A 23,771-nucleotide genomic window follows, 5' to 3' on the forward strand; every position below is an offset into this window, starting at 1 on the left:
TTAATCATTCATGGAGAAAAATTATGATGTATGCCTTCAGGCAGGGACTGATCTGCCTGTTATTACTCTGGCTGCCCGCATCGTGGGCGACAGAGAGCGGCTGGCTGCGTTCCCCGCAGAACGATCATGCCAGCGTACGACTGCGTGCCGATACGTCAGCACAGGGGGAAACCCGTCTGCTGATCGACGTCAAACTGGAAAACGGCTGGAAGACATACTGGCGTTCGCCGGGGGAAGGCGGCGTTGCACCTGCCATTGCCTGGCAAGGAGAGATGCCCGTGGTGGACTGGTTCTGGCCGACACCGGACCGTTTTGACGTCGCCGGTATGACCACCAAGGGCTATCACCAACAGGTCACGTTTCCGCTGGCCGTCCGGGGACACACTCCCGACCGCATTGCCGGTGTGCTGACGCTCTCTACCTGTAGCAACGTGTGTCTGCTGACCGACTACCCGTTTTCGCTTACGGCCTCTCAACAGGATGCCGGATTTGCGCATGATTATGCTCAGGCGATGGGACGTGTGCCCTTGGCGCAGGGTCTGACTCAAACCCTGATCGCTGGTGCGCGTGACGGCGAGTTGGTGATCGAGGCGCAGCGCCGCGGTGGCTGGACCGCACCCGAGCTGTTCCTCGATAGCGTAGAGGACACGGATTTTGCTAAACCGCTGATCCGGGTCGATGGCGACAGACTGCACGCGACGGTGCCGGTTCACGATAGCTGGGGGGAAGGGGCGCCGAATTTACGCGGCAAATCGCTCACGCTGGTGCTGGCGGATAACGGTGTGGCGCAGGAGAGCCAGCTTATCGTGGGTGATGCGCCGGTGACAGAATCCGCCAGACTCCCGCTCTGGCAGGTGGTTCTTATGGCGCTGATGGGAGGCGTGATCCTTAATCTGATGCCTTGCGTATTGCCGGTGCTGGGGATGAAGCTGGGTTCGATTTTGCTCGTTGAGGAGAAAAACCGCCACCAGATACGACGGCAGTTCCTCGCGTCGGTCGGGGGGATTTTGATCTCCTTCATGGCGCTGGCATTACTGATGACCGTGCTAAGACTGAGCAATCAGGCGCTCGGTTGGGGTATCCAGTTCCAGAATCCGTGGTTTATTGGCGCGATGGTGCTGGTGATGCTGACCTTCAGCGCCAGTCTGTTCGGCCTGTTTGAATTTCGCCTGCCGTCATCAATGACCACCCGACTGGCGACTTACGGTGGTAACGGCCTGGCGGGACATTTCTGGCAGGGCGCGTTTGCCACGCTGCTGGCGACACCGTGCAGCGCACCGTTTCTCGGTACAGCCGTGGCGGTGGCGCTGACGGCATCGCTGCCCGTGCTGTGGGGGCTTTTCTTCGCCCTCGGCGTTGGGATGAGTCTGCCGTGGTTGCTGGTCGCCCTGCGTCCGGGTCTGGCGCTTCGTCTGCCGCGACCGGGACGCTGGATGAACGGACTGCGACGCTTGCTCGGCTTAATGATGCTCGGTTCGGCCCTCTGGCTGGCAACGCTACTTCTGCCTCATCTGGATTTTACCTCCCACAGTGCGGCGAAAGAGAGTGTCCGCTGGCAGCCGCTTAGCGAGCAGGCGATCACCGACGCGCTTGCGCAAAATAAGCGCGTATTTATCGATGTGACCGCCGACTGGTGCATTACCTGCAAGGTCAATAAATATAACGTGCTGAACACCGACGCGGTGCAGGCGGCGCTACAGCAACCGGATGTCGTGGCCCTGCGCGGCGACTGGACGCTGCCGTCTGATGACATTACGGCGTTTCTGAAATCACGCGGCCAGGTTGCCGTACCGTATAACCAAATCTATGGTCCCGGCTTACCGAAAGGTCAGGCGCTGCCGACGTTATTAACGCGCGACGGTCTGTTAGAAACACTGGCTAAAGCGAAAGGAGAAACGCCATGAAATCCCTGATCATCCTGTTATTTACCCTGTTCAGCGCGTTCAGCGCGTTCAGCGCGTTCAGCCATGCCAAAGATGTCGCGCCGTTTACCCCGGAGCAAGAAAAACAGATCGAAGCCCTCATTCAGGAGGCGTTGTTTAACGATCCGGCCAGTCCGCGATTTGGCGCAAAACAGGCAAAACTGACGCTGGTGAATTTTACCGACTACAACTGTCCGTACTGCAAACAGCTTGATCCGCTGCTGGAAAAACTGGTGGCGAAATACCCTGACGTGGCGGTGATTATCAAACCGCTGCCGTTTAAAGGCGAAAGCTCGGTGCTCTCTGCGCGGACGGCGCTCACCACCTGGCGTGAGCATCCACAGCAGTTCCTCGCGCTGCATGAAAAGCTGATGCAAAAGAAGGGATACCACACTGACGTCAGCATTAAACAGGCGCAGGAAAAATCGGCGGCCAGCCCGGTCATACTGGATGAAAAAAGCAATGAAACGCTACGTACCAATCTGCAACTGGCGCGACTCGTCGGCGTTCAGGGAACACCCGCGACGATCGTTGGTGATGAGCTGATCCCGGGGGCCGTCTCCTGGGAGGTGCTTGAAGAAGTCGTTAAAGAAAAACTGGCGGTGGCAAATGGTCAGTAAGTTGCGGCGATGGCTGCGCGAAGGTGTGTTTTTTTTGCTCCTGTTGGCTGGTGGAATGTGGCTAATGGATGCCTGGCGCGCGCCACAGGCACCAACGGCTTTCGACAGTACACCGCTTTACACGCTGGATGGCGAACGGGTAACGCTGGCGGCATTAAGTGAGGAAGAGCCGCTACTGATCTATTTTTGGGCCACCTGGTGTGGCGTTTGCCGCTATACCACACCGGACGTTGCCCGCTTGCAGGCTCAAGGGGAGAAGGTGCTGACCATCGCGCTGCGTTCGGGAGATGAACAGACGATTGCGCGCTGGCTGGCGCGTAAAGGGATCTCTTTTCCCGTGGTCAACGATGCTAATGGCGCACTTTCCCGCAGTTGGGATATCAGCGTCACCCCCACGCTGATTGTGTTGTCAAAAGGGCAGGTGGTTTCTACGACCAGCGGCTGGACCAGCTACTGGGGGATGCGCCTGCGGCTAGGGTGGGCGAAAATCAGTTGAGTCAAAACCGGGGAAACCCGGTTTTTTTACACCATAAAATAGCCGTAACACTATGTGATTTAAATATTTAAGGCAGAAAGTAAACGGGTTGAATCTATATTTTCGCGGTTTTTATCATTGCAAATGACAAGGAGTAATGGCATATCATATAGCGATATAACGATGTTAATGCTTACAGGGATTATAAATAAATGCGCAAGGGTAAAGTTATTATTGCATCAATGATGGTGCTTTGTGTCCTTATTTTTCTGATTGCGATTGCCTGGTTTATGTTGTTTCAGGGGGAAATGACGGCGCCGACGGCAGAAGAAAAAAAAACTGCTGTTTTACAGGCTGCGGGCTTACTTAAGACGGATGCTCAGGATAAAAAACCGATTGAGAGTTTATATCAGCGTGTGATTATCGTGCGCACGGTGAATCTCGATTCCGGCGAGTGGGTGACGGATAAAACGGCCGCACAAGGATGTAAAAAACTCGCTCCGGATCAGGACCCTGCACAGATTCGTCAACGCTGTTCGCTGGCGGAAGTTTATCTGGTAAAAGATAAGTATAATAAGATTCAGCAGGTTATCATTCCTGTTTCGGGCAAAGGAGCGAAATCGATGATGCATGCATTTCTCTCTTTGGGACTGGACGGTCGTACGGTGAACAATCTGTATTATTATCAGCAGCGGGAGACGCCATTTCTGGGGGCCAGAGTGAAAGATGAAAGCTGGCGTCAACAATGGCCGGGGAAAAAGGTGGCTGATGATAATGGAACGCCGGCGTTGAAAATAGTTCAGGAGAAATCAGGGAAGTATAATGAATATACCGTTGATGGTATTTCTGGTGCGACGCTGACGTCAACGGGCGTTGAAAAGAGTATTAACTACTGGATCAGTGAGCAGGGTTATGGCCCATTTTTGCAGCGACTGAAACAAGACTCGGAGATGTTGTATCGCTGAATCAAGTGTACCTGCGGATAATTTACTTTAAGCCTGTAGGCGCAGTATCACTCATTTTTTACGGATTTACGCAACGTAACATTTAATTCCTGACGGTCGGGGGCGTATATTACCCGCCGTCAGATTTCGCCCTCTATCACATATCAATGAAATAAATTTACATAACTTGTCACCCGTTGACATTTTTATGATCCAGGTCATGTACAACGCCAGCAAAAATCGATAATGATAATAATTATCATTTGTGTTATTTGGTGCGTATCGTGCGTAAGTTTTGCCTCTCACTGCTGGTAACTCTCTTCAGTCTGCTCATAAGCGTTAGCGTATGGGCCGCGACAAACTATGCTCCGTTTATTGAGGATATTGAGCAACGCCTTGATAAAACAGCAGAACTTTATTCTCAACAGCGCACCGATGAGGCGCGCCGCACGGTACAAATGGCCTACTTTGAGGTGTTTGAAAATCTCGAAGGCCCCATCCGCATCAACATCTCCGCCAGTAAAAGTTACGAAATGGAGAGCGCCTTCGGTGAAATCCGGCGGATGATTGGCGAGAAAAAACCGCTCGCTGATGTGCAGTCGAAAATCGACTGGCTGAAGGCATCGCTACGAGAAGTCGAACCGGTGCTGGACGGCGGACACCGACCGGTGGCGGAAGAGCAGCACAGCGCGCTCACCCGAACGGATATCGCTGTTCACTGGCAAGAGAGCGTCCGTATTATCGACGATCTGCTGGCCCAGGCGGTGAATGACTATCAGGCCGGGAACTACGCTACGGCCAGTCAGCATGTCCAGCAGGCGCACTATCAGGGATTCAAAAACTCTGAGATGGAAATGTCGGTCAGGCAGAATCGCTCAGCCAAAGATGCCGCAGCCATCAACCAACAGTTTTCCGCGCTGATTGCACTTGCCGCTCAACCCGATCGCCTCAACGACGTCTCTTATCAGGTCACCACGCTGTTACAGGATATTGAGGATATTCTGCCAGGCTTACCGACAACCCGCGACGATCAGCTGATTGCAGCCCCACAAACCGCAGACAACGGTCCGGCGGCGGAGGAGAGTACGCGGACAAACTGGGGTGAAGTGGCGGGCGGAATCAATCAGAGCATTCAGGACGCTATTGCGCGGTATCAACGCGGAGAGACGCAGAATGCCATTCTGGATGTTCAGGACAGCTATTTCGATCGCTTCGAAGCCAGCGGCATGGAAAACAAAATCGGCTCCCGTGATTCGGCGTTCAAAACCACGCTGGAAGCCTACTTCACCCGTCTGGTCAGCTTGATGAAGGCTGGTCAACCGGCAGAAAGACTCCAGTCAGAAGCGAGCGCGCTCGAGCAGGATCTGCAAAAAGCGGTGACGATGCTTGGCGAAGGAGAAGAGACGCAATGGAGTCTGCTGCTTTACAGCCTGATGATCATCGTCCGTGAAGGGTTGGAAGCCCTGCTGATCGTGGCGGCGATTGTCGCCTACATGGTGAAAAACAATCATCAGGATAAGCTGCCGCTGATTCGCCAGTCAGTGATCGTAGCCCTGGTCGCCAGCGTAATCACCGCAGTGATTTTCCAGTTGCTGTTCACCAACTCGGGCGCCAGTCGGGAACTGCTGGAAGGCATCACGATGTTGATTGCGGTCGTGATGCTGTTCTTCATGAGCTACTGGCTGCTGTCCAAAGTGGAAGCCCGACACTGGAAGGCCTGGCTGGAAGGCAAGCTGTCCCACTCACTGACGACAGGGTCGCTGGTGGGGCTGTGGCTGACTAGTTTCCTCGCGGTCTATCGCGAAGGCGCCGAAACGGTTCTGTTCTACTACGCCCTGATCGGCGATGCCAAAGATGTCGCCGGACACATGGCGATTGGCGCGGGCTTTGTTATTGGCTGTGTCGTGTTACTGGCGGCGTGGCTGGTCATGCGTTATTCGGTGGTGCGTTTGCCGCTGAAACCCTTCTTTATGTTTACCGGCAGTTTCATGTACCTGATGGCCTTCGTGTTTGCGGGCAAAGGTGTACTGGAGCTGGTGGAAGGCAAACTGTTCCAGCCAACGTTGATTAACGGTTTCCCGGAAATCAGCTGGCTGGGGATTTATCCCTATGTGGAAACGCTGTTACCGCAGGCAGTATTGCTGCTCGCTGCGCTGGTTGCGCTGTGGGTTATGCGGCGAAAAAGCGCCGTTCCTGGGGAAACAATAAAAAACACTCTGTAGTTGTGATTTTAGACGAGAGGATATGTCTGATGACCATGAAGAAAACCCTGATTGCCAGCGCAGTGATGGCCGGAATTTTCACCGCACCGGCAGCGTTCGCCTTTAAAGAGTACCCGGCGGGCGAGCCTGTCGTGATGAATGAAATGGAGCTGGCCGCCGTTTATCTGCAGCCGATTGATATGGAGCCGCGCGGCATGGGCTTACCGGCAGCCAAAGCCGATATTCACCTTGAGGCGGATATTCACGCGGTCGAAGGCAGCAAAAACGGCTTTGGCGCAGGAGAGTGGATCCCCTATCTGACCATCAGCTACACCCTGGTCAACAGCGATACCGGTGAAAAACAGGAAGGAACGTTTATGCCGATGGTCGCCAGCGATGGCCCTCACTATGGCGCGAACGTCAAGATGATGGGCGTGGGCAACTACAAAGTGACTTACCACATTGAACCGCCGTCAAAAGCGGGGATGCACCGTCACACCGACAGTGACACTGGTGTCGGTCGCTGGTGGAAACCGTTTGATGTGAGCTACGAATTTAAATACGTCGGTCTGAACTAAGAAAACCGATGCGCCGGGATGCTAACTCATCCCGGCCGAGTCAATCCGCTGTTCTGAGTCGATGTCATGAGTTACTTTTTCGTCACCACGTTACAGGTCTTTTTCTGCATCGCGTTACTCTCCGGCGTTCTCTGGAGTCGAAACGATCCCCCTTCCTTACGCCCTCTGGGCTGGACGCTGCTTATTGGTCTGGCAGCCGGCGTGCTGGCAGGACTGACGCTGCGCGGTTCACAACCGGTACAGCTGTTACTGGTCGGAACGGAAGTGATGGTCACGTTGCTGTTTGTGCTCAGCTTCTGGTGGGCGGGAAACCATGTGCGCTATTTGTGGCAAGGGATTCTGGTCTTTGGCGCAGCGCGTCACTGGGCGCTCGATCCGAATCTCGGTGGCTTAACCAGCACGCATGTCCTGAATACTGAACTGCTGCTGAATTTGACGGCAGTGGTGCTCGCCTTCGCGATCCTTTGTCTGGCTGGCGTGCTTTGCGCCATGCTGCTGCGCCGAATCCGCGTGCTGTACTGGCCATTCACCCTCATTCTGCTGGTCATGCTGTGGCTGCCGTTAAGCGGTAATTTGCTGTTGCTGTTGATGAAGCTACAGGTACTGCCGCTGGCGAAATCGCTGCTGAGCTTTGTGGCGAAAGTGACCAATAATGCGCCAGCCTATAACTGGATGGCGGTGGGATTACTGCTGCTCCTGGCGCTGTGCTGGCTGCCGTCGTTGCTGAGCGCCCATCGTCAGACGCGGGCAACAGAAGAACCGATTGCACATCGCCTGGCGCTGGCGCAGCGGCGTAATGCGCTACGGCTTTGGCTGGTCACCCTCGGCTGTGCCGTGGTGGTGATTGCCGGGCAACTGTGGTGGGACAACGTCGCGTCTCAGCCGCCGCAGCTTTCGCAAGCCATCCCGGTAACGCTCGCCAGCGACGGCAGTATTCATCTGCCGGTTGAACAACTGCGGGACGGTAAGTTGCATCGCTTTGTCTGGGTGGCTGACGATGGCAAAGCCGTGCGCTTTTTCATCATCAACCGTTATCCCGACAAACTGCGCTTTGGCGTGGTGTTTGATGCCTGTCTATTGTGCGGCGATCAGGGCTATGTGATGGAAGGCAATCAGGTCATTTGCGTCGCCTGTGGGGTACATATTTTTATCCCTTCCATTGGCAAACCCGGCGGTTGCAATCCGGTACCGATTGAAAACTGGCACAACGATGAAAAAGAGTTAGTGATCCCCGGTAAAGAACTGGCCGCTGGCGTGAACTACTTCTCGACGGTGATGACCATTCAGGTGACCGATCCGGTTGATGGTTCAACGTTGACCAATACCTCGGCGGACTTCAAGTACAGCTACGGCGGTAAGACCTGGTTCTTTTCCTCCGAAGAGAACTATGACCGTTTTCGTCAAACGCCGGAACAGTTTGTTCCTGCTGAACTGAGGGAGGAGTAACGATGCTGTGGCGAATGTTACGACAATCCTGGGGACGCAACCTGCGGCGTAAAGGGCTGGCGATTATCACGGTCTTTCTTGCAGCCAGCCTGATCTCGGCGCTGCTGGCGGTGTCGATCGATATCGGTGATAAAATGTCGAGGGAGCTCAAATCCTACGGCGCAAACATCCTGATTGAGCCTGCCGGACAAGCGACATTGCCTGCGCTGTTTAGCGAAAGCAGTAATCCGCTCTCTGGGCAGGATTTCCTTGATGAAGCTGAATTGCCGAATATCAAAGATATTTTCTGGCGCAATAACATTGTCGGTTTTGCGCCGATGCTGGGCGGTGAAGTCACCGTGAACGATAACGCGGTGCGCATTCTCGGGACGTTCTTCAGCCAACCGGTCGATATTCCGGATGAAGAGGGATATGAAACCGGACAGAAAACGGTTAGCCCGTTCTGGCAGGTGACCGGCGACTGGCCGCAGGAAGGCGAGAACAGTCCACCGCAAACGCTCGTGGGGCATGCGCTGGCGCGACAAACAGGATGGAAAGCGGGTGATACGCTGGTATTAAACAACGCGGATACAACAGTGCCTGTCACCGTCAGCGGGATTCTCTCCAGCGGCGGCGAGGAAGATAACCAACTGGTGATGCCGCTCGCGATAGCGCAGACGCTATTGGGGTTGCCCGGCAAGGTGCAGGCCATTCGTGTTTCGGCGCTGACGGTACCGGAAAATGAGCTTTCACGTCGCGCGCGGGAAAATCTGGATGCGCTTAATGCGGAAGAGTACGACCTCTGGTACTGCACTGCTTATGTTTCTTCTATCGCCCACCAACTGGAGGAGGCGATCTCCGGGGCGGAGGTGCGCCCGGTCTGGCAAGTCGCCGCCTCTGAAGGGGTGGTGATTGACAAAATTCAGTTGCTGATGGCGGTGGTGACGATTGCCGCGCTGGCGGCATCGGCAATGGGGATCGCCTCGCTGATGACCAGCACGATTATGGAACGCGCCAAAGAGATCGGTCTGATGAAGGCGCTTGGCGCGCGTCAGTGGCAGATCATGCTGCTGTTCTACCTCGAAGCCGCTTCCAGTGGGCTGGCAGGCGGGGCGCTGGGATGCGTTGCCGGATGGGGGCTGGCGAAAGCGATTGGCGTGATGCTGTTCGACGCTCCTCTCGATTTCGCGTGGATTGTGGTGCCGTGTGTACTGGTGGTTGCGATGTTGATTGCCCTGATCGGAACTTGGTTCCCGGCGCGGCGCATTGCGCGACTTTATCCCGTGGAGGTGCTGTATGGCCGCTAAACGGACAATGCTCTGGCTGCTGGTGTGGCGGGCGCTGCGCCTGCGTTTTCAGCGGGTCAGCGTGGTTTTTGCCGCGCTGATGGTGGGGGCGACCATCGTGACGGCGCTGAGCGCGGTATGGTTCGACATCAATACTAAAATGAGTGAAGAGTTACGCACCTTCGGCGCCAACTTCTACATCGGGCCGGGGCACGGCGCGAGTATGCCACAGCGGGAGCTACAGACCCTTCTGGATGATGCGCCAGCGGGGCTGGTTCACGGTGCCAGTCCGTGGTTATACGGCATGGCGCGTACCGAACTGGAAAAAGTGGTGATCGTCGGCGTCTGGTTTGAATCGTTGCAAAAACTGGTGCCTTACTGGCAGGTTCAGGGGAGCTGGATTGGCGTCAGCTTCGACGATCGCAACGCGATGATTGGCATCAAGCTGGCGGAGCGCCTCAACGTTCAGCCCGGCGATAACGTCACGCTGGTCGATCATAACCAGCGGAAAAACCTGCAGATTAAAGGCATTGTCGAAGCCGGTGACGCCACGGACAACATGCTGATCGTCAGCCTCGACGTGGCGCAAGCCTGGCTGCATCAGCCGGGGAAAATCAGCCACGGCCTGTTGAGCGTCAGTAATGATGTTGGCCAGGTTGATCGCTATGCCAGCCGGTTGCAAAGCCAGTATCCGGATCTGGAGATTCGCCCGGTGCGTAAAGTCTCCGCCTCAGAAGGACAGGTGCTGGATAAGATCAAAGGGCTGATGGGACTGGTATCGCTGGTGATTCTGGCGCTCTCTTCCCTGTGCGTGAATACCACCCTGATGGCGATAGTCGGCGAGCGTGCCCGCGAGTTCGCTCTGCAAAAAGCGCTGGGTGCCAGCAATGGCGACATCGTACGGCAAATCTTGCTGGAAACCTGCATTATCGCCCTTGCGGCCGTAGTGTGCGGCTGGTTGTTGGGGTATTTGCTGGCGCAACTGTTGGGACTGACGGTATTCAACGCGGCGATCTCGCTGCGTCTGCCGGTGCTGCCCATCACCCTCGTATTGTCTTTACTGGTCGCCATTCTGGCGGCGATTGTTCCGGTACGGCGTGCAGTCAGCGTCGTACCCGCTAACGTGCTGAAAGGAGAGTAGCGCCATGTCCGTGACGCAGATTCCACAGGTGGCGATCGAAACACGTCACCTCTATAAACGGTTTGGCGACGTTACCGCCCTGGATGATATTAACCTGCGAATTACGCAAGGGGAGTTTGTCGCCATCATGGGGGCCTCCGGCTCCGGGAAAACGACGCTGATGAACATCCTCACCTGTCTGGATACCGCAACGGAAGGTCAGGTGTTTCTTGAGGGTACGGACGCCGCCGCGCTGGATGAAGAGGGACGGCGTCGTTTTCGCGCCGAGAAGATTGGCCTGGTGTTCCAGCAATTCCATCTCATTCCCTTTTTAACCGCGCTGGAAAATATCATGCTGGCGCAGCACTACCACAGCGTGGTGGACGAGGCAGCAGCCAGAAAAGTACTGGAACAGGTCGGCCTTGGGCACCGCGTCACCCATTTACCCAGCCAGCTTTCCGGTGGGGAGCAGCAGCGTGTCTGTATTGCGCGGGCGCTGGTGAATGAGCCGCCGGTCATTTTCGCGGATGAACCGACAGGCAACCTCGATGAAGAGAATGAACAGCGGGTGTTGGATTTGCTTACCGATTTGCACCGCCAGGGGCGCACGATAGTCATGGTGACGCATAACCCGGCGCTTGGGCAGTTTGCCGATCGCATTTTGCGTCTGCAACACGGAAAGTATCTGGGAGAGGAGGCGATGCAACATGCGCTGGCTTAACGTTTTCATTCTCTCACTGGCGGTATTGCTCAGTGGCTGTAAAGAGGAAAAGCTGGCTGTCGGCGAAACGGCTCCGGCGCTGGCGGCCTTCGATTTACAAGGCCAGGAGTCCGGACTGGATCGCTGGCAGGGAAAATCCATCTACCTCAATTTCTGGTCGGCAGGCTGCGGTGGTTGTCTGGCGGAGATGGATTCGCTGGAAACGCTCAGCCAGAAATGGGGCGATAGCGTGGTAGTGGTGGCGGTGAATACCGATCCGGGTACGGTCAACCTGGATGCGCTTCTGGCGAAGCACCAGGTGTCGTATCCGGTCCTTCGCGATCAGATGAAAATCACTCAGGAACGATACCAGGTCATCGGCACACCGACCTCGGTCCTGATTGATCCACAAGGCCGGGTGCTGGAGTGGCATCAGGGAATGCGTAAACCGGCGGAATTAGCCGCCACGTTCGCCCGTCTCGCGGGGCAATAAGTTTTCGGTGGAGGGATACCGCTGATGGCATTTATCTGGAACGACGAGAGCCTGGCTCTCCTGCGTGAAAACGCGGGCGTCCTCTCGACGCAACACATTGCGCAGATGCTGTGCACCAATGTGACGGTGGTACGCAATATGGCTTACCGGCTGAAACTCAGTTTGCGTGTGTCGGCGTATAGCCAGAAGAGAATTCAACAGGTTCAGGCATTGTATGAATCCGATGAACCGCTGACCATGAAGGAGATTGCCGTGCGAACCGGGCTTACGTTCAGCACGGTGCAGTACATCGTCTATGTCAAACTGAAACATAAGCCCTATGCCACCCGCGAGTTTATCGCGTTCGAAACACAGGATGCGGTGCATTACCGCGTGCAAAAAGAGTTTGTCGATACCGAGCGTACGCGACTGCAACAACCGATGGATAACAGCCGTTTTCAGGAACTGTATCTCAAAGACGGGACAGCCTACTGCGCGCGTAACATCCGCCATGAAGTCATTATCTCTGAATAGCGGAAACCACATTTCGTTCGCTGACGAAGCAAGCATCGTCGCAAGCATTCAGGATAGGTCATCTTCTCCTTACAGGACGCTGAAGCATGACCCTTCTTTTTGCATTCGACCCCGACCAGGTTGTGATGATTGCCTTAACCTTTGTTCTTGCGGGGATGGTGAAAGGCGTCACCGGCATGGGGCTGCCTACTGTGGCAATGGGGATCCTCGGCTCGCTGATCTCTCCGGTTGCGGCGGCGGCTATGCTGTTGTTACCTTCGCTTATCAGCAATCTGTTTCAGTTTGGCGGCGGTGGAAATACCCGGATGTTGCTGAAGCGACTCTGGCCTATGCTGCTAACGGTGGTGATTGCCACACTGTTGGCCAGCGTCTGGATCACCGGTGGCGAGACTTCCCGCACACAGTTTGCGCTCGGGCTGGCGCTGATGGTGTATGCGCTCTGGACCCTGGCGGGAAAACGAATTGCGATCGCACCGCGGCGTGAAAAACCGCTCTCACTGGTTGTCGGATTCGCTACCGGCTTGTTGACCGGCGGAACGGGCGTCTTTGTGATGCCGGCGGTGCCGTGGATCCAGTCGCTGGGCTTTGAGAAGGATGAACTGGTTCAGGCGCTCGGTATCTCTTTTACCTTTTCCACGCTGGCGTTAGCACTGGGTCTGTGGTGGCACGACGCGCTCCCCGCGCAGTCGCTGAGCTTATCGGCATTCGCCATCGTTCCGGCGCTGCTCGGCCAGTGGGCAGGCACTCGTATCCGACGGGTCATCTCACCCGTTGTCTTTAAACGTTGCTTTCTGTTTTGTCTGCTGGGGCTAAGTATCGAAATGATGCTCCGTGCTGTGACTTAATGACAAAATCGTGCCATGGTTAACCCCTCCCCGAGGCTGAGAGGTTAGTATGACGTCAATAGTCGTAAATGAAGAAGACGGCGAACTCGAATCACGAATGGCGCTGACGGCGGCGGTGATGGCGGACAAATCGCGATCCCGGATGCTGTGTGCGCTGATGGATGGCCGGGCATGGACGGCGACGGAACTGAGCGCGGTGGCGGATATCTCGCCGTCTACCGCCAGTGCGCACCTGGCCCGTCTGTGCGAGCAGCGGTTCGTGGTTTCTCTCGCCCAGGGGCGGCACCGCTATTTTCGCCTTGCAAGCGCAGACATTGCGGAACTGCTGGAGCGTCTGATGGGCGTCGCCTGGACATCAACGGCATCGCGGAAAATCACTACGCCTTTGAGTTTGCGTCAGGCGCGGACCTGTTATGACCATCTGGCCGGAGAAGTGGCGGTGAGACTGTTTGATACGCTGGTTTCCCGACAGTGGCTGACGGCAGATGGCGAAACCTTGACGCCTCTGGGTGAGGAGAAACTGGCGGATCTGGGCATTGTCGTACAGGCCAGCGTGTCGCGACGCAAATTTAGCTGCGGCTGTCTGGACTGGAGCGAGCGACGTTATCATCTGGGTGGTGTACTTGGCGCGGCGCTACTGACCTGGCTTACCGGGCAGCGGTGGATCAAAACAGCACCGGGAAGCCGCCAGGTCACCTTCACGCCCTCCGGGATCCGCAAGCTGCAAATGATATTTGGCATCAATATGATGCGCTGAATCCCTGTTTTTGCGGTCTCGTTCCCAAAAATGTGTCATATATCTGTCACACTTATGAATGACGAATAACAACACGAGGTCGTAGGGATGAACAAATCGTTAATTGCCGCCGCTGTGGCAGGGGTTGTGATGGTGTCTTCTGCCGCGCAGGCACAAACGGCACCGGAAGGCTATCAGCTACAGCAAGTATTGATGATGAGTCGACATAACTTACGTGCGCCGCTGGCGAACAATGGCAGCGTGCTGGAGCAGTCCACTCCGAATAAATGGCCTGAATGGGATGTGCCGGGCGGACAGCTCACCACCAAAGGTGGCGTGCTGGAAGTGTATATGGGCCATTACATGCGTGAATGGCTGGCAGAGCAGGGGATGGTGAAATCCGGCGAGTGCCCGGCACCGGATACGGTCTATACCTATGCCAACAGTCTGCAGCGTACGGTCGCGACCGCCCAGTTCTTTATCACCGGTGCGTTCCCTGGCTGCGATGTTCCGGTGCATCACCAGGAAAAAATGGGCACCATGGACCCCACCTTTAACCCGGTGATCACCGATGATTCGGCGGCTTTCCGCGAGAAAGCCGTACAGGCGATGGAAAAAGAGCGCGGCCAGATGCAACTTGATGACAGCTACAAGTTGCTGGAACAGATGATCAACTACAAAGACTCGCCATCATGCAAGGAAAAACAGCAGTGTTCGCTGACTGACGCTAAAGATACCTTTAGCGCGAACTATGAGCAGGAGCCCGGTGTCTCCGGACCGCTGAAAGTGGGGAACTCGCTGGTGGACGCCTTCACGCTGCAATACTACGAAGGATTCCCGATGGATCAGGTGGCCTGGGGCGAAATTAAATCCGATCAGCAATGGAAGGTGTTGTCGAAACTCAAAAATGGCTATCAGGACAGCCTGTTTACCTCTGCGGAGGTCGCACGTAACGTGGCGAAACCGCTGGTGAAATACATCGACAAAGCGCTGGTGACCGAACAGGCGAAAGCGCCGAAAATTACCGTGCTGGTGGGGCATGACTCAAACATCGCCTCACTGCTTACCGCACTGGAATTCAAACCCTATCAGTTACATGATCAAAACGAACGTACGCCGATTGGCGGCAAAATTGTCTTCCAGCGCTGGCATGACACGAAGGCCAACCGCGATCTGATGAAAATTGAGTATGTGTATCAGAGTTCAGAGCAGCTGCGTAATGCGGATGTGCTGACGCTGAAAGCCCCGGCGCAACGCGTGACTCTGGAGTTGAAAGGATGCCCGATCGATGCGAACGGTTTCTGTCCGATCGACAAGTTTGACGCGCTGCTGAATGAGGCGGCGAAATAAATGAGGTTCCCCCGCGCAAGCGGGGGATTTAACGGCTTAAACGTTTTTACGTTCGATGGTCTGTTCGCCCCAGAAGAGCGCGTCTTTATCTGTCTTATCAAAGGCTTTGATGAGCACTTCATCGCTGCCTTCTTCCCAAATTTTTTCTGCCAGCTTTTCGTCATATCCGGCAACTTCAAATATGGCTTCGGCTATTTCCGGCGATGTATTGCGCAGACTTGCCCACTCACCGACGTGATGAGCCTTCGCTTCTTGAGTTGGCATTCTTATCCTCCCGTTGAAGATTAGCCGTTGAGCTTCACTGCCAGACCGGCAACGTATTCGCCCTGATAACGTGCGATAGAGAGCTCTTCCTGACTGGGCTGGCGTGAACCGTCACCCCCGGCAATGGTCGTTGCGCCATAAGGCGTACCACCGCGAACTTGCGAAACATCGAACAGTTCCTGTGCGGCGTAGCCGATGGGCACAATCACCATCCCATGATGGGCAAGTGTAGTCCATGTAGACGTAATCGTTTGTTCCTGACCGCCGCCTGTCCCGGTAGAACTGAAAACGCTGGCGAGTTTGCCATACAGCGCGCCGGACGCCCACAATCCGCCCGTCTGATCGAGGAAGGTACGCATCTGGCCTGACATATTGCCAAAGCGCGTTGGCGTACCAAAAATAATGGCGTCGTAATCCGCCAGTTCTTGCGGGGTGGCGACGGGCGCGTTTTGCGTCTTGCCTCCGGCTTTGGCAAAAATTTCAGCTGGCATGGTTTCCGGTACACGCTTAATCACGACCTCTGCGCCGTCCACTTTGTTTGCCCCTTCCGCTACCGCGTGCGCCATCGTTTCGATGTGTCCGTACATGGAATAATAAAGCACCAGAACTTTAGCCATTTGTACTACTCCTCGTATTAACCGTGTCTGTAGCGATTCGCTACCCTCTTTAAAGATATGACGTGGCGCTGAGAGTGCAAATATCACGACCATTTCTTTGATTTATAACAAATTTTAGGACAGCCTGTTTTGTAGCAAAATGATACATTTTCTCGCCGCTAAATTTTGCTAATCATAAGAAAGGCTTATTGATAAACTGAGGCAATTATTTCTCAACACGGACTTAAGCTGTTGCAGGATATTACCAGCGGCGGGCCGAACGCTCTGTATTGCCTAAGCTTAGTTTCACGTCGCGAGGTGAATGGCATCCGCCATCCGTGGCGTGAGGAGTCACTCCTCAGTACCTATGCAATATGATGTCTAATCAATGACGGAGGTCAGTAATGGCAAACCATCGAGGCGGTTCCGGTAATTTTGCCGAAGACCGCGAAAGAGCATCAGAAGCAGGTAAGAAAGGTGGTCAGCACAGCGGGGGGAATTTTAAAAATGACCCGCAGCGTGCCTCTGAAGCAGGTAAAAAAGGGGGCAAGAGCAGTGGTGGTAGCCGTAACAGCTAGCATTGCCGCACTTGTCGATCATCATGTTCAGCCTCCCCTAACTGCGTGATGACGCCACCGCCGCCGGATACTCCGGCGGTTTTTTTTGCCCGTCAGGTTGAACTGAAAGGAAACGCCACGCAGACTATGCGCCACTGACAGATTCACCGAACAAGGAAAGGGCATGGCCGAACGTGCTGAGAAAAAAACAGGTAAACGCTCGCAGGCGGTCAGCGCGAAACGCGAAGCGATTCTGACAGCCGCATTAAATACGTTTTCACAATATGGTTTTCACGGCACCCGTATTGAACACATTGCCGAGCAGGCCGGCGTCTCCAAAACCAATCTTCTTTATTACTACCCGTCAAAAGAGGCGCTGTATGTCGCCGTGCTACGTCAAATTCTGGATATCTGGCTGGCGCCCTTAAAAGCGTTTAGGGAAGATTTTGCGCCATTGGCTGCCATTAAAGAGTACATCCGGCTGAAGCTGGAAGTGTCCCGTGATTACCCGCAGGCCTCGCGTCTTTTTTGCATGGAAATGCTGGCCGGTGCGCCGCTGTTGATGGATGAATTGACCGGCGATCTGAAAACGCTGATTGATGAAAAGTCCGCCCTGATTGCCGGTTGGGTGAAGAGCGGCAAACTGGCGCCGATCGACCCGCATCATCTGATCTTCATGATTTGGGCTTCAACACAGCATTACGCCGATTTTGCGCCTCAGGTTGAGGCGGTGACGGGCGCAACGCTGCGTGACGAAACCTTTTTTAATCAGACGGTTGAAAACGTTCAACGCATGATTATTGAGGGAATTCGCGTTCGTTAATTGGCAGGCGGCAGTGGGCAGCTCATATCGCCTTCTTCGCACTGTAGCAGCGAGGCGAGAAACGCTTCACGCTCGGCGGTTTTATCCGCCAGACACTGATTGGCGATCATCACCTGAGCACTTCCCCCCTCGGTGCCGGAGCTGATAAGCGCGCAGTCGGCATCGCGCATGGCGATCCACGCGGTCTGCGCCTTTTTCAGCAGTTCCTGCTGTGGCGGGGCTGCGCGTTTCAGCGCATTCTGATACGTTTCATTCAGTTCTTTGTCTGCCGTCTGATACTGGGTGACAGCACAGGTATTCATTTCCGCTTGCGTGCTGGCATTTGCGCAGTCATCGGCCAGCGCCTGACCGCTGAGCAGCAGCGCAGCGCAGGTGAGTAGTATTCGTTTCATCATTCCCTCTGGCTCCATAAAAAAAGGCCCCGTTTCCGGAGCCTTAATTAACCACAGCCTTAGCCAATTGTCATCAGGCTTGCGTTACCTCCGGCGGCTGCCGTGTTCACGCTTAACGAACGCTCGACGTACAGTCGCTCCAGCAGAATATTGCTTTCACCACGGGCGAAACCTTGTACCGAGACAATCGCGCCTTCACGGGCTGCTACCGCTTCACACAGGGCACGAAGCTGATCGGAATCGCCGTGGAAGATCACCGCATCAAAAGGCTGCGTTGTCAGGCTGTCGGTTTTCGCAAACGCAATGCGGGCAGAAACCGCTGCCGGCAGGCGTTTCGCCAGATCACGGTGGAAAGCATCGTCAGTCCACAAAATCTGACTCCCGACCGAAGTGACGGCGGCAAGTTGCACCAGCGCATCCTGTTCATCATCCGCGATACACAGTACGCGCTCACGCGGTAACAGTGTCCAGGTGTTACGCTCCCCGGTAGGGCCAGGCAGCAGACGCTGCGTACCGGCCTGCGCCAGTTCGCCAAACTGTTGGCAAAGTTGACGTAACACAGGGCGATCGGCCGCCCACTCGCTGAGCGCTTCCAGCGGCTGGATCAGCGCGGCTTTCAACTGGGCGTCTACCGGATAGGCCGCATCCTGACGCGCCAGAGTGATGGCCAGCGCATTTTCCGGACGATTTGCCAGCAGACGGTAGAGATAGAGCGGCCCACCGGCTTTTGGGCCGGTCCCCGAGAGTCCTTCGCCGCCGAACGGCTGTACGCCGACGACCGCCCCCACCATATTCCGGTTAACGTACAGGTTGCCTACGTGCGCCGAACCGGTGACCTGGGCAATGGTTTCATCAATACGGGTGTGGACGCCCAGCGTCAGACCGTAGCCGGAGGCGTTGATTTGGTCAATCAGCGCGTCCAGGTTGTTACGGTTGTAGCGTACAACGTGCAGAACCGGACCAAAGACCTCTTTTTGCAGCTCATCAATGCTTTCCAGTTCGATCAGCGTTGGCGCAACGAATGTACCGCTTTGCCATTCACGGACATCTTCACTGTTTTCACGCGCCGCTTGGAATACCGGACGACCTTTCGCCCGCATAGCCTGAATATGCTGTTCAATATTGGCTTTGGCTTCACTGTCGATCACTGGACCGATATCGGTGGTCAGACGCCCCGGGTTGCCCATCCGGCATTCGGCCATCGCGCCGCGCAGCATTTTCAGCGTGTGGTCGGCGATATCATCCTGTAGACAGAGTATGCGCAGCGCGGAGCAGCGCTGTCCGGCGCTGTCAAATGCCGAGGACAGTACGTCGACCACCACCTGTTCGGTGAGGGCAGACGAGTCAACGATCATCGCGTTCATGCCGCCCGTTTCGGCGATCAGGGGAATCGGACGTCCCTGTGCATCCAGACGCGTCGCGATGTTACGTTGCAGCAGCGTCGCCACTTCGGTAGAACCGGTAAACATCACGCCGCGCACGCGGCTGTCGGCGGTCAATTGCGCGCCCACCGTTTCACCCCGGCCAGGCAGCAGTTGCACCACGCCCGGCGGTACGCCAGCTTCCAGCAAGATGGCAATGCCCTGGGCTGCGATAAGCGGCGTCTGTTCCGCGGGTTTTGCCAGTACGCTGTTGCCTGCAGCCAGCGCGGCGGCGATTTGTCCGCTGAAAATGGCCAGCGGGAAGTTCCACGGGCTGATGCAAACAACCGGACCGAGCGGGCGGTGGGTCTCATTATCAAAATCGTCACGCACCTGACCGGCGTAATAATGCAGGAAGTCTACTGCTTCACGCACTTCGGCAATGGCGTTGGCGAAGCTCTTACCGGCTTCACGCACCAGAATGCCGATCAGCTGTTGCATCTGGCCTTCCATCAACACGGCAGCGCGATGGAGGATGGCGGCACGTTCATGCGGCGGCGTCGCAAACCAGATAGGAGCATTGTTCACCGCGCTTTGCAGCGCCTGTTCGACTTCAGTTTCACTGGCTTCACGGACATAACCGACGATGTCTTTCGGTTCTGCCGGGTTGACCACCGGGCTCATTTCGCCCTCGGCAACCGGTGTCTCGAGCATCGGCAACGCTCGCCATTTTTGCAGCGCGCTGTTGAGCAGGGCAGAGGAGAGGGAGGCCAGACGATGTTCGTTGGAAAGATCCAGACCGGCAGAGTTTTCGCGCCCTTTGCCGTACAAATCGCGCGGCAGCGGAATTTTCGGATGCGGCAGACCGGTCTGACCTTCCTGCTGCGCCAGTTTTTCAACGGCCTCGACCGGATCGGCCACCAGTTCGTCCAGCGGCAGCGTGGTATCCGCGATACGGTTAACAAAGGAGGTGTTCGCCCCGTTTTCCAACAGACGACGCACCAGGTACGCCAGCAGCGTTTCATGGGTGCCAACCGGTGCATAAATGCGGCACGGACGGTTAAGTTTGCCATCCGTCACTTTACCGGTGACCTGTTCGTACAGCGGCTCACCCATTCCGTGCAGGCACTGGAACTCATACTGACCTGGATAGTAGTTCTGTCCGGCCAACTGGTAAATGGCTGCCAGCGTATGGGCGTTGTGGGTTGCAAATTGCGGGTAGATCAAATTCGGTACGGCGAGCAGCTTTTTCGCGCAGGCGAGATAAGAGACATCGGTGTAGACCTTGCGCGTGTAAACCGGGTAGCCTTCCAGACCGTCCATCTGGGCGCGTTTGATCTCGCTATCCCAGTAGGCGCCTTTGACCAGGCGGATCATCAGACGGCGACGGCTGCGGGTGGCCAGATCGATCAGGTAATCGATGACGAACGGGCAACGTTTCTGGTACGCCTGAATGACGAAACCAATACCGTTCCAGCCAGCCAGTTCAGGTTCAAAACACAGTTTTTCCAGCAGATCGAGGGAGATCTCCAGACGGTCGGCCTCTTCGGCATCGATATTGATGCCGATATCATACTGGCGCGCCAGCAGCGTCAACGACTTCAGGCGCGGATAGAGCTCTTCCATCACTCTATCGTACTGGGCACGGCTGTAACGCGGGTGCAGGGCGGAGAGCTTGATAGAGATCCCCGGACCTTCATAAATCCCGCGTCCGTTCGACGCTTTACCAATTGCATGAATCGCCTGCTGATAGGAGACCATATAGGCCTGCGCATCGGCTGCGGTCAGCGCGGCTTCACCCAGCATATCGTAAGAGTAGCGGAAGCCTTTTTCTTCCAGCTTACGGGCATTCGCCAGCGCTTCGGCAATGGTTTCTCCGGTCACGAACTGTTCGCCCATCAGACGCATCGCCATATCGACGCCTTTACGGATCAGCGGCTCACCGCTCTTACCGATAATGCGGTTCAGAGAGCGAGAAAGGCTGGCTTCGTTATGGGTGGAGACCAGACGACCGGTGAACAGCAGACCCCAGGTCGCCGCGTTGACGAACAACGACGGACTACGACCAATGTGCGACTGCCAGTTACCGTTGCTGATTTTGTCGCGGATTAAGGCATCGCGCGTGGCTTTATCCGGAATACGCAGCAGCGCTTCCGCCAGACACATCAGCGCCACCCCTTCCTGCGAAGAGAGAGAAAACTCCTGCAGCAAGCCTTGCACCATACCGGCACGGCCGCTGGCTGTTTTCTGATTACGCAGTTTATCCGCCAGTTGGTAAGCCAGCTTATGGGCCTGTTCGGCTACCGGCTGCGGCAGACGCGCCTGTTCCATCAGCATCGAGACCGCGTCAGTTTCAGAGCGACGATACGCGGCGGTAATGGCGGAACGCGAGACCGACTGTGGGAGGATCTGCTCGGCAAATTCCAGGAAAGGTTGATGGATCTCTTCCTGCGGTGCCGTGGATTCATCGCCTTCGTTGGCGGCTCCGGCCAATAGCGCAGGAATTTCTGGCAGCGTGTCATCGTTTTCCAGTTTTTCCAGGTAATTAAAGATTGCCTGCTTAATCAACCAGTGCGGGGTGCGATCAATTCGCGTTGCCGCTGACCTAATGCGCTCGCGCGTTGCGTCATCCAGTTTAACCCCCATCGTGGTGGTTCCCATGCCATCTGCTCCTGTTGTTCGGTGAGGTACTGCTTATCGTTATCGAGAAATATCTACTATGTTGCAACTTTGTGCAACCACGTTAAATGTGACCTGTATAACAAGCTTAAAAATGAATGAAATGTTAATAAAAGAAAGATGTATGACGTTGGGAAAAATAATAACGCTATCTTTTTCTCTGCGGCAGTTAACACTTTTAAAAGGTGCAACCGCGAAAAATGTGAGAGAGTGCAACCTGCCAGAAAATAGTGTTCATCTGCATTTAAATTTGATGTAAATGATGTGTTAAATCGATTGTGAATAAACCGCGCTTCCGGCAGGATACGGTCGCCCGGGAAATACAACAGGCTTTGCCACGTTCCGGCAGAGCAATAAAACAGAAGAGTCTGGAGATTTTATGGCAATTAGCACACCGATGCTGGTGACGTTCTGTGTCTATATTTTTGGCATGATACTGATTGGTTTTATCGCCTGGCGTTCAACCAAGAACTTTGATGATTATATTTTGGGGGGCCGCAGTCTCGGGCCATTTGTCACCGCATTATCTGCGGGCGCGTCAGATATGAGCGGCTGGCTGCTGATGGGCTTACCGGGCGCGATTTTCATTTCCGGGATTTCAGAAAGCTGGATTGCCATCGGCCTGACGTTAGGGGCGTGGATCAACTGGAAGCTGGTGGCCGGGCGCCTTCGCGTGCACACCGAACATAATAATAACGCCCTGACGCTGCCGGACTACTTCACCGGGCGCTTTGAAGACAAGAGCCGGGTTCTGCGCATTATCTCCGCGCTGGTGATTCTGCTGTTCTTCACTATTTATTGTGCATCCGGCATCGTGGCAGGGGCGCGTCTGTTTGAAAGCACCTTTGGCATGAGCTACGAAACCGCACTGTGGGCAGGCGCGGCGGCCACCATCCTCTATACCTTTATTGGCGGATTCCTCGCGGTAAGCTGGACGGATACCGTACAGGCCAGTCTGATGATTTTTGCGCTGATCCTGACGCCGGTGATTGTCATCATCAGCGTTGGGGGCTTTGGCGATTCGCTGGAAGTCATTAAACAGAAGAGCATTGAGAACGTTGATATGCTCAAAGGGCTGAATTTCGTCGCCATCATTTCCCTGATGGGCTGGGGCCTGGGCTACTTTGGTCAGCCACACATTCTGGCACGTTTTATGGCGGCGGATTCCCACCACAGCATCGTTCATGCCCGCCGTATCAGCATGGCCTGGATGATCCTCTGTCTGGCAGGTGCGGTCGCGGTCGGTTTCTTCGGCATCGCTTACTTCAACAACAATCCGGCGCTGGCGGGTTCGGTGAATCAGAACGCGGAGCGCGTGTTCATCGAACTGGCGCAAATCCTGTTTAACCCGTGGATTGCCGGTATCCTGCTGTCTGCGATTCTCGCGGCGGTAATGTCAACGCTGAGCTGTCAGTTGCTGGTATGTTCCAGCGCCATTACCGAAGATCTGTACAAAGCGTTCCTGCGCAAAGGTGCCAGCCAACAGGAGCTGGTTTGGGTAGGGCGCATTATGGTGCTGGTGGTCGCGCTGGTGGCGATTGCCCTGGCGGCGAACCCGGATAACCGGGTGCTGGGTCTGGTGAGCTACGCCTGGGCTGGTTTCGGCGCCGCGTTTGGTCCGGTGGTACTGTTCTCGGTGATGTGGTCGCGTATGACTCGCAACGGCGCACTGGCCGGGATGATTATCGGTGCCGTGACGGTGATCGTCTGGAAACATTTCGGTTGGCTGGATCTGTACGAAATCATTCCGGGCTTTATCTTCGGCAGCGTCGGTATCGTCGTCTTCAGTCTGTTGGGTAAAGCGCCATCATCGGCGATGCTCAAACGCTTTGCTGAGGCTGACGCGCACTATCATTCCGCACCGCCATCGCGTTTGCAGGAAGGCTAACGT

Annotated in this window: 22 protein-coding genes; 18 read left to right on the forward strand and 4 right to left on the reverse strand. The window is 55.4% G+C overall.

Annotated elements, in window-relative coordinates; translation table 11 throughout:
• Positions 1-23 precede the first annotated feature (23 nt).
• The 15 genes from ACQ0PY_RS09660 (at position 24) to agp (ending at position 15,208) form a co-directional block, all read left to right on the forward strand.
• Complete coding sequence (locus ACQ0PY_RS09660; protein WP_109740158.1) at positions 24-1,904, forward strand: cytochrome c biogenesis protein CcdA; 1,881 nt, start codon at positions 24-26, stop codon at positions 1,902-1,904.
• Complete coding sequence (locus tag ACQ0PY_RS09665; protein WP_109740159.1) at positions 1,901-2,542, forward strand: DsbA family protein; 642 nt, start codon at positions 1,901-1,903, stop codon at positions 2,540-2,542. Before ACQ0PY_RS09660 ends, ACQ0PY_RS09665 begins: the two co-directional genes overlap by 4 nt.
• Positions 2,532-3,038 carry a protein disulfide oxidoreductase gene (locus tag ACQ0PY_RS09670; protein WP_044258074.1) on the forward strand — a complete coding sequence of 169 codons (507 nt, stop codon included), beginning with the start codon at positions 2,532-2,534 and terminating at the stop codon, positions 3,036-3,038. The genes ACQ0PY_RS09665 and ACQ0PY_RS09670 overlap by 11 nt, the downstream gene beginning before the upstream one ends.
• Before the next feature lie 191 nt (positions 3,039-3,229).
• A complete protein-coding gene (gene nqrC / locus ACQ0PY_RS09675; protein ID WP_109740160.1) occupies positions 3,230-3,982 on the forward strand; it encodes an NADH:ubiquinone reductase (Na(+)-transporting) subunit C in 753 nt (250 codons plus the stop codon).
• 263 nt (positions 3,983-4,245) lie between these two features.
• Positions 4,246-6,183 carry an FTR1 family iron permease gene (locus ACQ0PY_RS09680; RefSeq protein WP_109740161.1) on the forward strand — a complete coding sequence of 646 codons (1,938 nt, stop codon included), beginning with the start codon at positions 4,246-4,248 and terminating at the stop codon, positions 6,181-6,183.
• A gap of 29 nt (positions 6,184-6,212) precedes the next feature.
• On the forward strand, positions 6,213-6,740 hold the full coding sequence (locus ACQ0PY_RS09685) for an iron transporter (protein ID WP_042319779.1): 528 nt from the start codon (positions 6,213-6,215) through the stop codon (positions 6,738-6,740).
• Between the two features lie 66 nt (positions 6,741-6,806).
• Positions 6,807-8,186: a Fe-S-containing protein gene (locus tag ACQ0PY_RS09690; protein ID WP_109740162.1), complete on the forward strand. Its 1,380-nt coding sequence runs from the start codon at positions 6,807-6,809 to the stop codon at positions 8,184-8,186.
• A 2-nt stretch (positions 8,187-8,188) separates the two neighbouring features.
• Positions 8,189-9,472 (forward strand): ABC transporter permease, encoded by a 1,284-nt coding sequence (locus ACQ0PY_RS09695; protein WP_044327670.1) that lies wholly within the window; start codon positions 8,189-8,191, stop codon positions 9,470-9,472.
• A complete protein-coding gene (locus tag ACQ0PY_RS09700) occupies positions 9,462-10,592 on the forward strand; it encodes an ABC transporter permease (RefSeq protein WP_109740163.1) in 1,131 nt (376 codons plus the stop codon). The genes ACQ0PY_RS09695 and ACQ0PY_RS09700 overlap by 11 nt, the downstream gene beginning before the upstream one ends.
• Before the next feature lie 4 nt (positions 10,593-10,596).
• Entirely contained in the window at positions 10,597-11,292 is a 696-nt protein-coding gene (locus ACQ0PY_RS09705; RefSeq protein ID WP_043001051.1) for an ABC transporter ATP-binding protein, read from the forward strand.
• Complete coding sequence (locus ACQ0PY_RS09710; RefSeq protein WP_043001050.1) at positions 11,279-11,764, forward strand: TlpA family protein disulfide reductase; 486 nt, start codon at positions 11,279-11,281, stop codon at positions 11,762-11,764. Before ACQ0PY_RS09705 ends, ACQ0PY_RS09710 begins: the two co-directional genes overlap by 14 nt.
• Before the next feature lie 24 nt (positions 11,765-11,788).
• Positions 11,789-12,277, forward strand: a complete 489-nt coding sequence (locus tag ACQ0PY_RS09715; protein ID WP_044327672.1) for a MarR family transcriptional regulator — start codon at positions 11,789-11,791, stop codon at positions 12,275-12,277.
• An 86-nt stretch (positions 12,278-12,363) separates the two neighbouring features.
• Positions 12,364-13,122 (forward strand): sulfite exporter TauE/SafE family protein, encoded by a 759-nt coding sequence (locus ACQ0PY_RS09720; protein WP_044327673.1) that lies wholly within the window; start codon positions 12,364-12,366, stop codon positions 13,120-13,122.
• Between the two features lie 49 nt (positions 13,123-13,171).
• Positions 13,172-13,879, forward strand: coding sequence for an ArsR/SmtB family transcription factor (locus ACQ0PY_RS09725; RefSeq protein WP_044258062.1), 708 nt, complete (start codon positions 13,172-13,174; stop codon positions 13,877-13,879).
• A gap of 87 nt (positions 13,880-13,966) precedes the next feature.
• Positions 13,967-15,208, forward strand: coding sequence for a bifunctional glucose-1-phosphatase/inositol phosphatase (gene agp, locus ACQ0PY_RS09730; protein WP_043001046.1), 1,242 nt, complete (start codon positions 13,967-13,969; stop codon positions 15,206-15,208).
• A 36-nt stretch (positions 15,209-15,244) separates the two neighbouring features.
• On the opposite strand, the gene ACQ0PY_RS09735 is transcribed toward agp, so the two are convergent.
• A complete protein-coding gene (locus ACQ0PY_RS09735; RefSeq protein WP_042319758.1) occupies positions 15,245-15,472 on the reverse strand; it encodes a YccJ family protein in 228 nt (75 codons plus the stop codon).
• A 20-nt stretch (positions 15,473-15,492) separates the two neighbouring features.
• Positions 15,493-16,089, reverse strand: a complete 597-nt coding sequence (gene wrbA / locus ACQ0PY_RS09740) for an NAD(P)H:quinone oxidoreductase (RefSeq protein WP_043001045.1) — start codon at positions 16,087-16,089, stop codon at positions 15,493-15,495.
• Positions 16,090-16,472: 383 nt separating this feature from the next.
• Here wrbA and ACQ0PY_RS09745 point away from each other — a divergent pair, with 383 nt between their 5' ends.
• Both ACQ0PY_RS09745 and rutR read left to right on the forward strand, forming a co-directional pair.
• Complete coding sequence (locus ACQ0PY_RS09745) at positions 16,473-16,646, forward strand: con-10 family general stress protein (RefSeq protein ID WP_043001044.1); 174 nt, start codon at positions 16,473-16,475, stop codon at positions 16,644-16,646.
• Between the two features lie 163 nt (positions 16,647-16,809).
• The gene (gene rutR, locus ACQ0PY_RS09750) at positions 16,810-17,448 is read left to right on the forward strand and encodes an HTH-type transcriptional regulator RutR (protein ID WP_044258058.1); all 639 of its coding nucleotides are present in this window, start codon (positions 16,810-16,812) and stop codon (positions 17,446-17,448) included.
• Here the strand turns inward: rutR and ACQ0PY_RS09755 are convergent.
• Together ACQ0PY_RS09755 and putA are read right to left on the reverse strand one after the other, a co-directional pair.
• Positions 17,445-17,840, reverse strand: coding sequence for a lysozyme inhibitor LprI family protein (locus ACQ0PY_RS09755; protein ID WP_043001955.1), 396 nt, complete (start codon positions 17,838-17,840; stop codon positions 17,445-17,447). The genes rutR and ACQ0PY_RS09755 overlap by 4 nt on opposite strands.
• A 59-nt stretch (positions 17,841-17,899) precedes the next feature.
• Positions 17,900-21,862, reverse strand: coding sequence for a trifunctional transcriptional regulator/proline dehydrogenase/L-glutamate gamma-semialdehyde dehydrogenase (gene putA / locus ACQ0PY_RS09760; RefSeq protein ID WP_109740164.1), 3,963 nt, complete (start codon positions 21,860-21,862; stop codon positions 17,900-17,902).
• A 397-nt stretch (positions 21,863-22,259) separates the two neighbouring features.
• Between putA and putP the strand changes: the two genes are divergently transcribed.
• Entirely contained in the window at positions 22,260-23,768 is a 1,509-nt protein-coding gene (gene putP / locus ACQ0PY_RS09765) for a sodium/proline symporter PutP (RefSeq protein WP_043001041.1), read from the forward strand.
• The last annotated feature ends 3 nt before the right edge of the window (positions 23,769-23,771 follow it).

Source organism: Citrobacter sp. LST-B2 (assembly GCF_057983045.1).

Coding starts and splice junctions, on each gene's coding strand:
- putA (WP_109740164.1), bottom strand. CDS start 21,862: ATGGGAACCACCACGATGGGGGTTAAACTGGATGACGCAACGCGCGAG.
- ACQ0PY_RS09725 (WP_044258062.1), top strand. CDS start 13,172: ATGACGTCAATAGTCGTAAATGAAGAAGACGGCGAACTCGAATCACGA.
- ACQ0PY_RS09690 (WP_109740162.1), top strand. CDS start 6,807: ATGAGTTACTTTTTCGTCACCACGTTACAGGTCTTTTTCTGCATCGCG.
- nqrC (WP_109740160.1), top strand. CDS start 3,230: ATGCGCAAGGGTAAAGTTATTATTGCATCAATGATGGTGCTTTGTGTC.
- ACQ0PY_RS09660 (WP_109740158.1), top strand. CDS start 24: ATGATGTATGCCTTCAGGCAGGGACTGATCTGCCTGTTATTACTCTGG.
- rutR (WP_044258058.1), top strand. CDS start 16,810: ATGGCCGAACGTGCTGAGAAAAAAACAGGTAAACGCTCGCAGGCGGTC.
- ACQ0PY_RS09685 (WP_042319779.1), top strand. CDS start 6,213: ATGACCATGAAGAAAACCCTGATTGCCAGCGCAGTGATGGCCGGAATT.
- ACQ0PY_RS09755 (WP_043001955.1), bottom strand. CDS start 17,840: ATGAAACGAATACTACTCACCTGCGCTGCGCTGCTGCTCAGCGGTCAG.
- ACQ0PY_RS09745 (WP_043001044.1), top strand. CDS start 16,473: ATGGCAAACCATCGAGGCGGTTCCGGTAATTTTGCCGAAGACCGCGAA.
- ACQ0PY_RS09715 (WP_044327672.1), top strand. CDS start 11,789: ATGGCATTTATCTGGAACGACGAGAGCCTGGCTCTCCTGCGTGAAAAC.
- wrbA (WP_043001045.1), bottom strand. CDS start 16,089: ATGGCTAAAGTTCTGGTGCTTTATTATTCCATGTACGGACACATCGAA.
- ACQ0PY_RS09665 (WP_109740159.1), top strand. CDS start 1,901: ATGAAATCCCTGATCATCCTGTTATTTACCCTGTTCAGCGCGTTCAGC.
- ACQ0PY_RS09670 (WP_044258074.1), top strand. CDS start 2,532: ATGGTCAGTAAGTTGCGGCGATGGCTGCGCGAAGGTGTGTTTTTTTTG.
- ACQ0PY_RS09710 (WP_043001050.1), top strand. CDS start 11,279: ATGCGCTGGCTTAACGTTTTCATTCTCTCACTGGCGGTATTGCTCAGT.
- ACQ0PY_RS09695 (WP_044327670.1), top strand. CDS start 8,189: ATGCTGTGGCGAATGTTACGACAATCCTGGGGACGCAACCTGCGGCGT.
- agp (WP_043001046.1), top strand. CDS start 13,967: ATGAACAAATCGTTAATTGCCGCCGCTGTGGCAGGGGTTGTGATGGTG.
- ACQ0PY_RS09720 (WP_044327673.1), top strand. CDS start 12,364: ATGACCCTTCTTTTTGCATTCGACCCCGACCAGGTTGTGATGATTGCC.
- ACQ0PY_RS09705 (WP_043001051.1), top strand. CDS start 10,597: ATGTCCGTGACGCAGATTCCACAGGTGGCGATCGAAACACGTCACCTC.
- ACQ0PY_RS09700 (WP_109740163.1), top strand. CDS start 9,462: ATGGCCGCTAAACGGACAATGCTCTGGCTGCTGGTGTGGCGGGCGCTG.
- putP (WP_043001041.1), top strand. CDS start 22,260: ATGGCAATTAGCACACCGATGCTGGTGACGTTCTGTGTCTATATTTTT.
- ACQ0PY_RS09735 (WP_042319758.1), bottom strand. CDS start 15,472: ATGCCAACTCAAGAAGCGAAGGCTCATCACGTCGGTGAGTGGGCAAGT.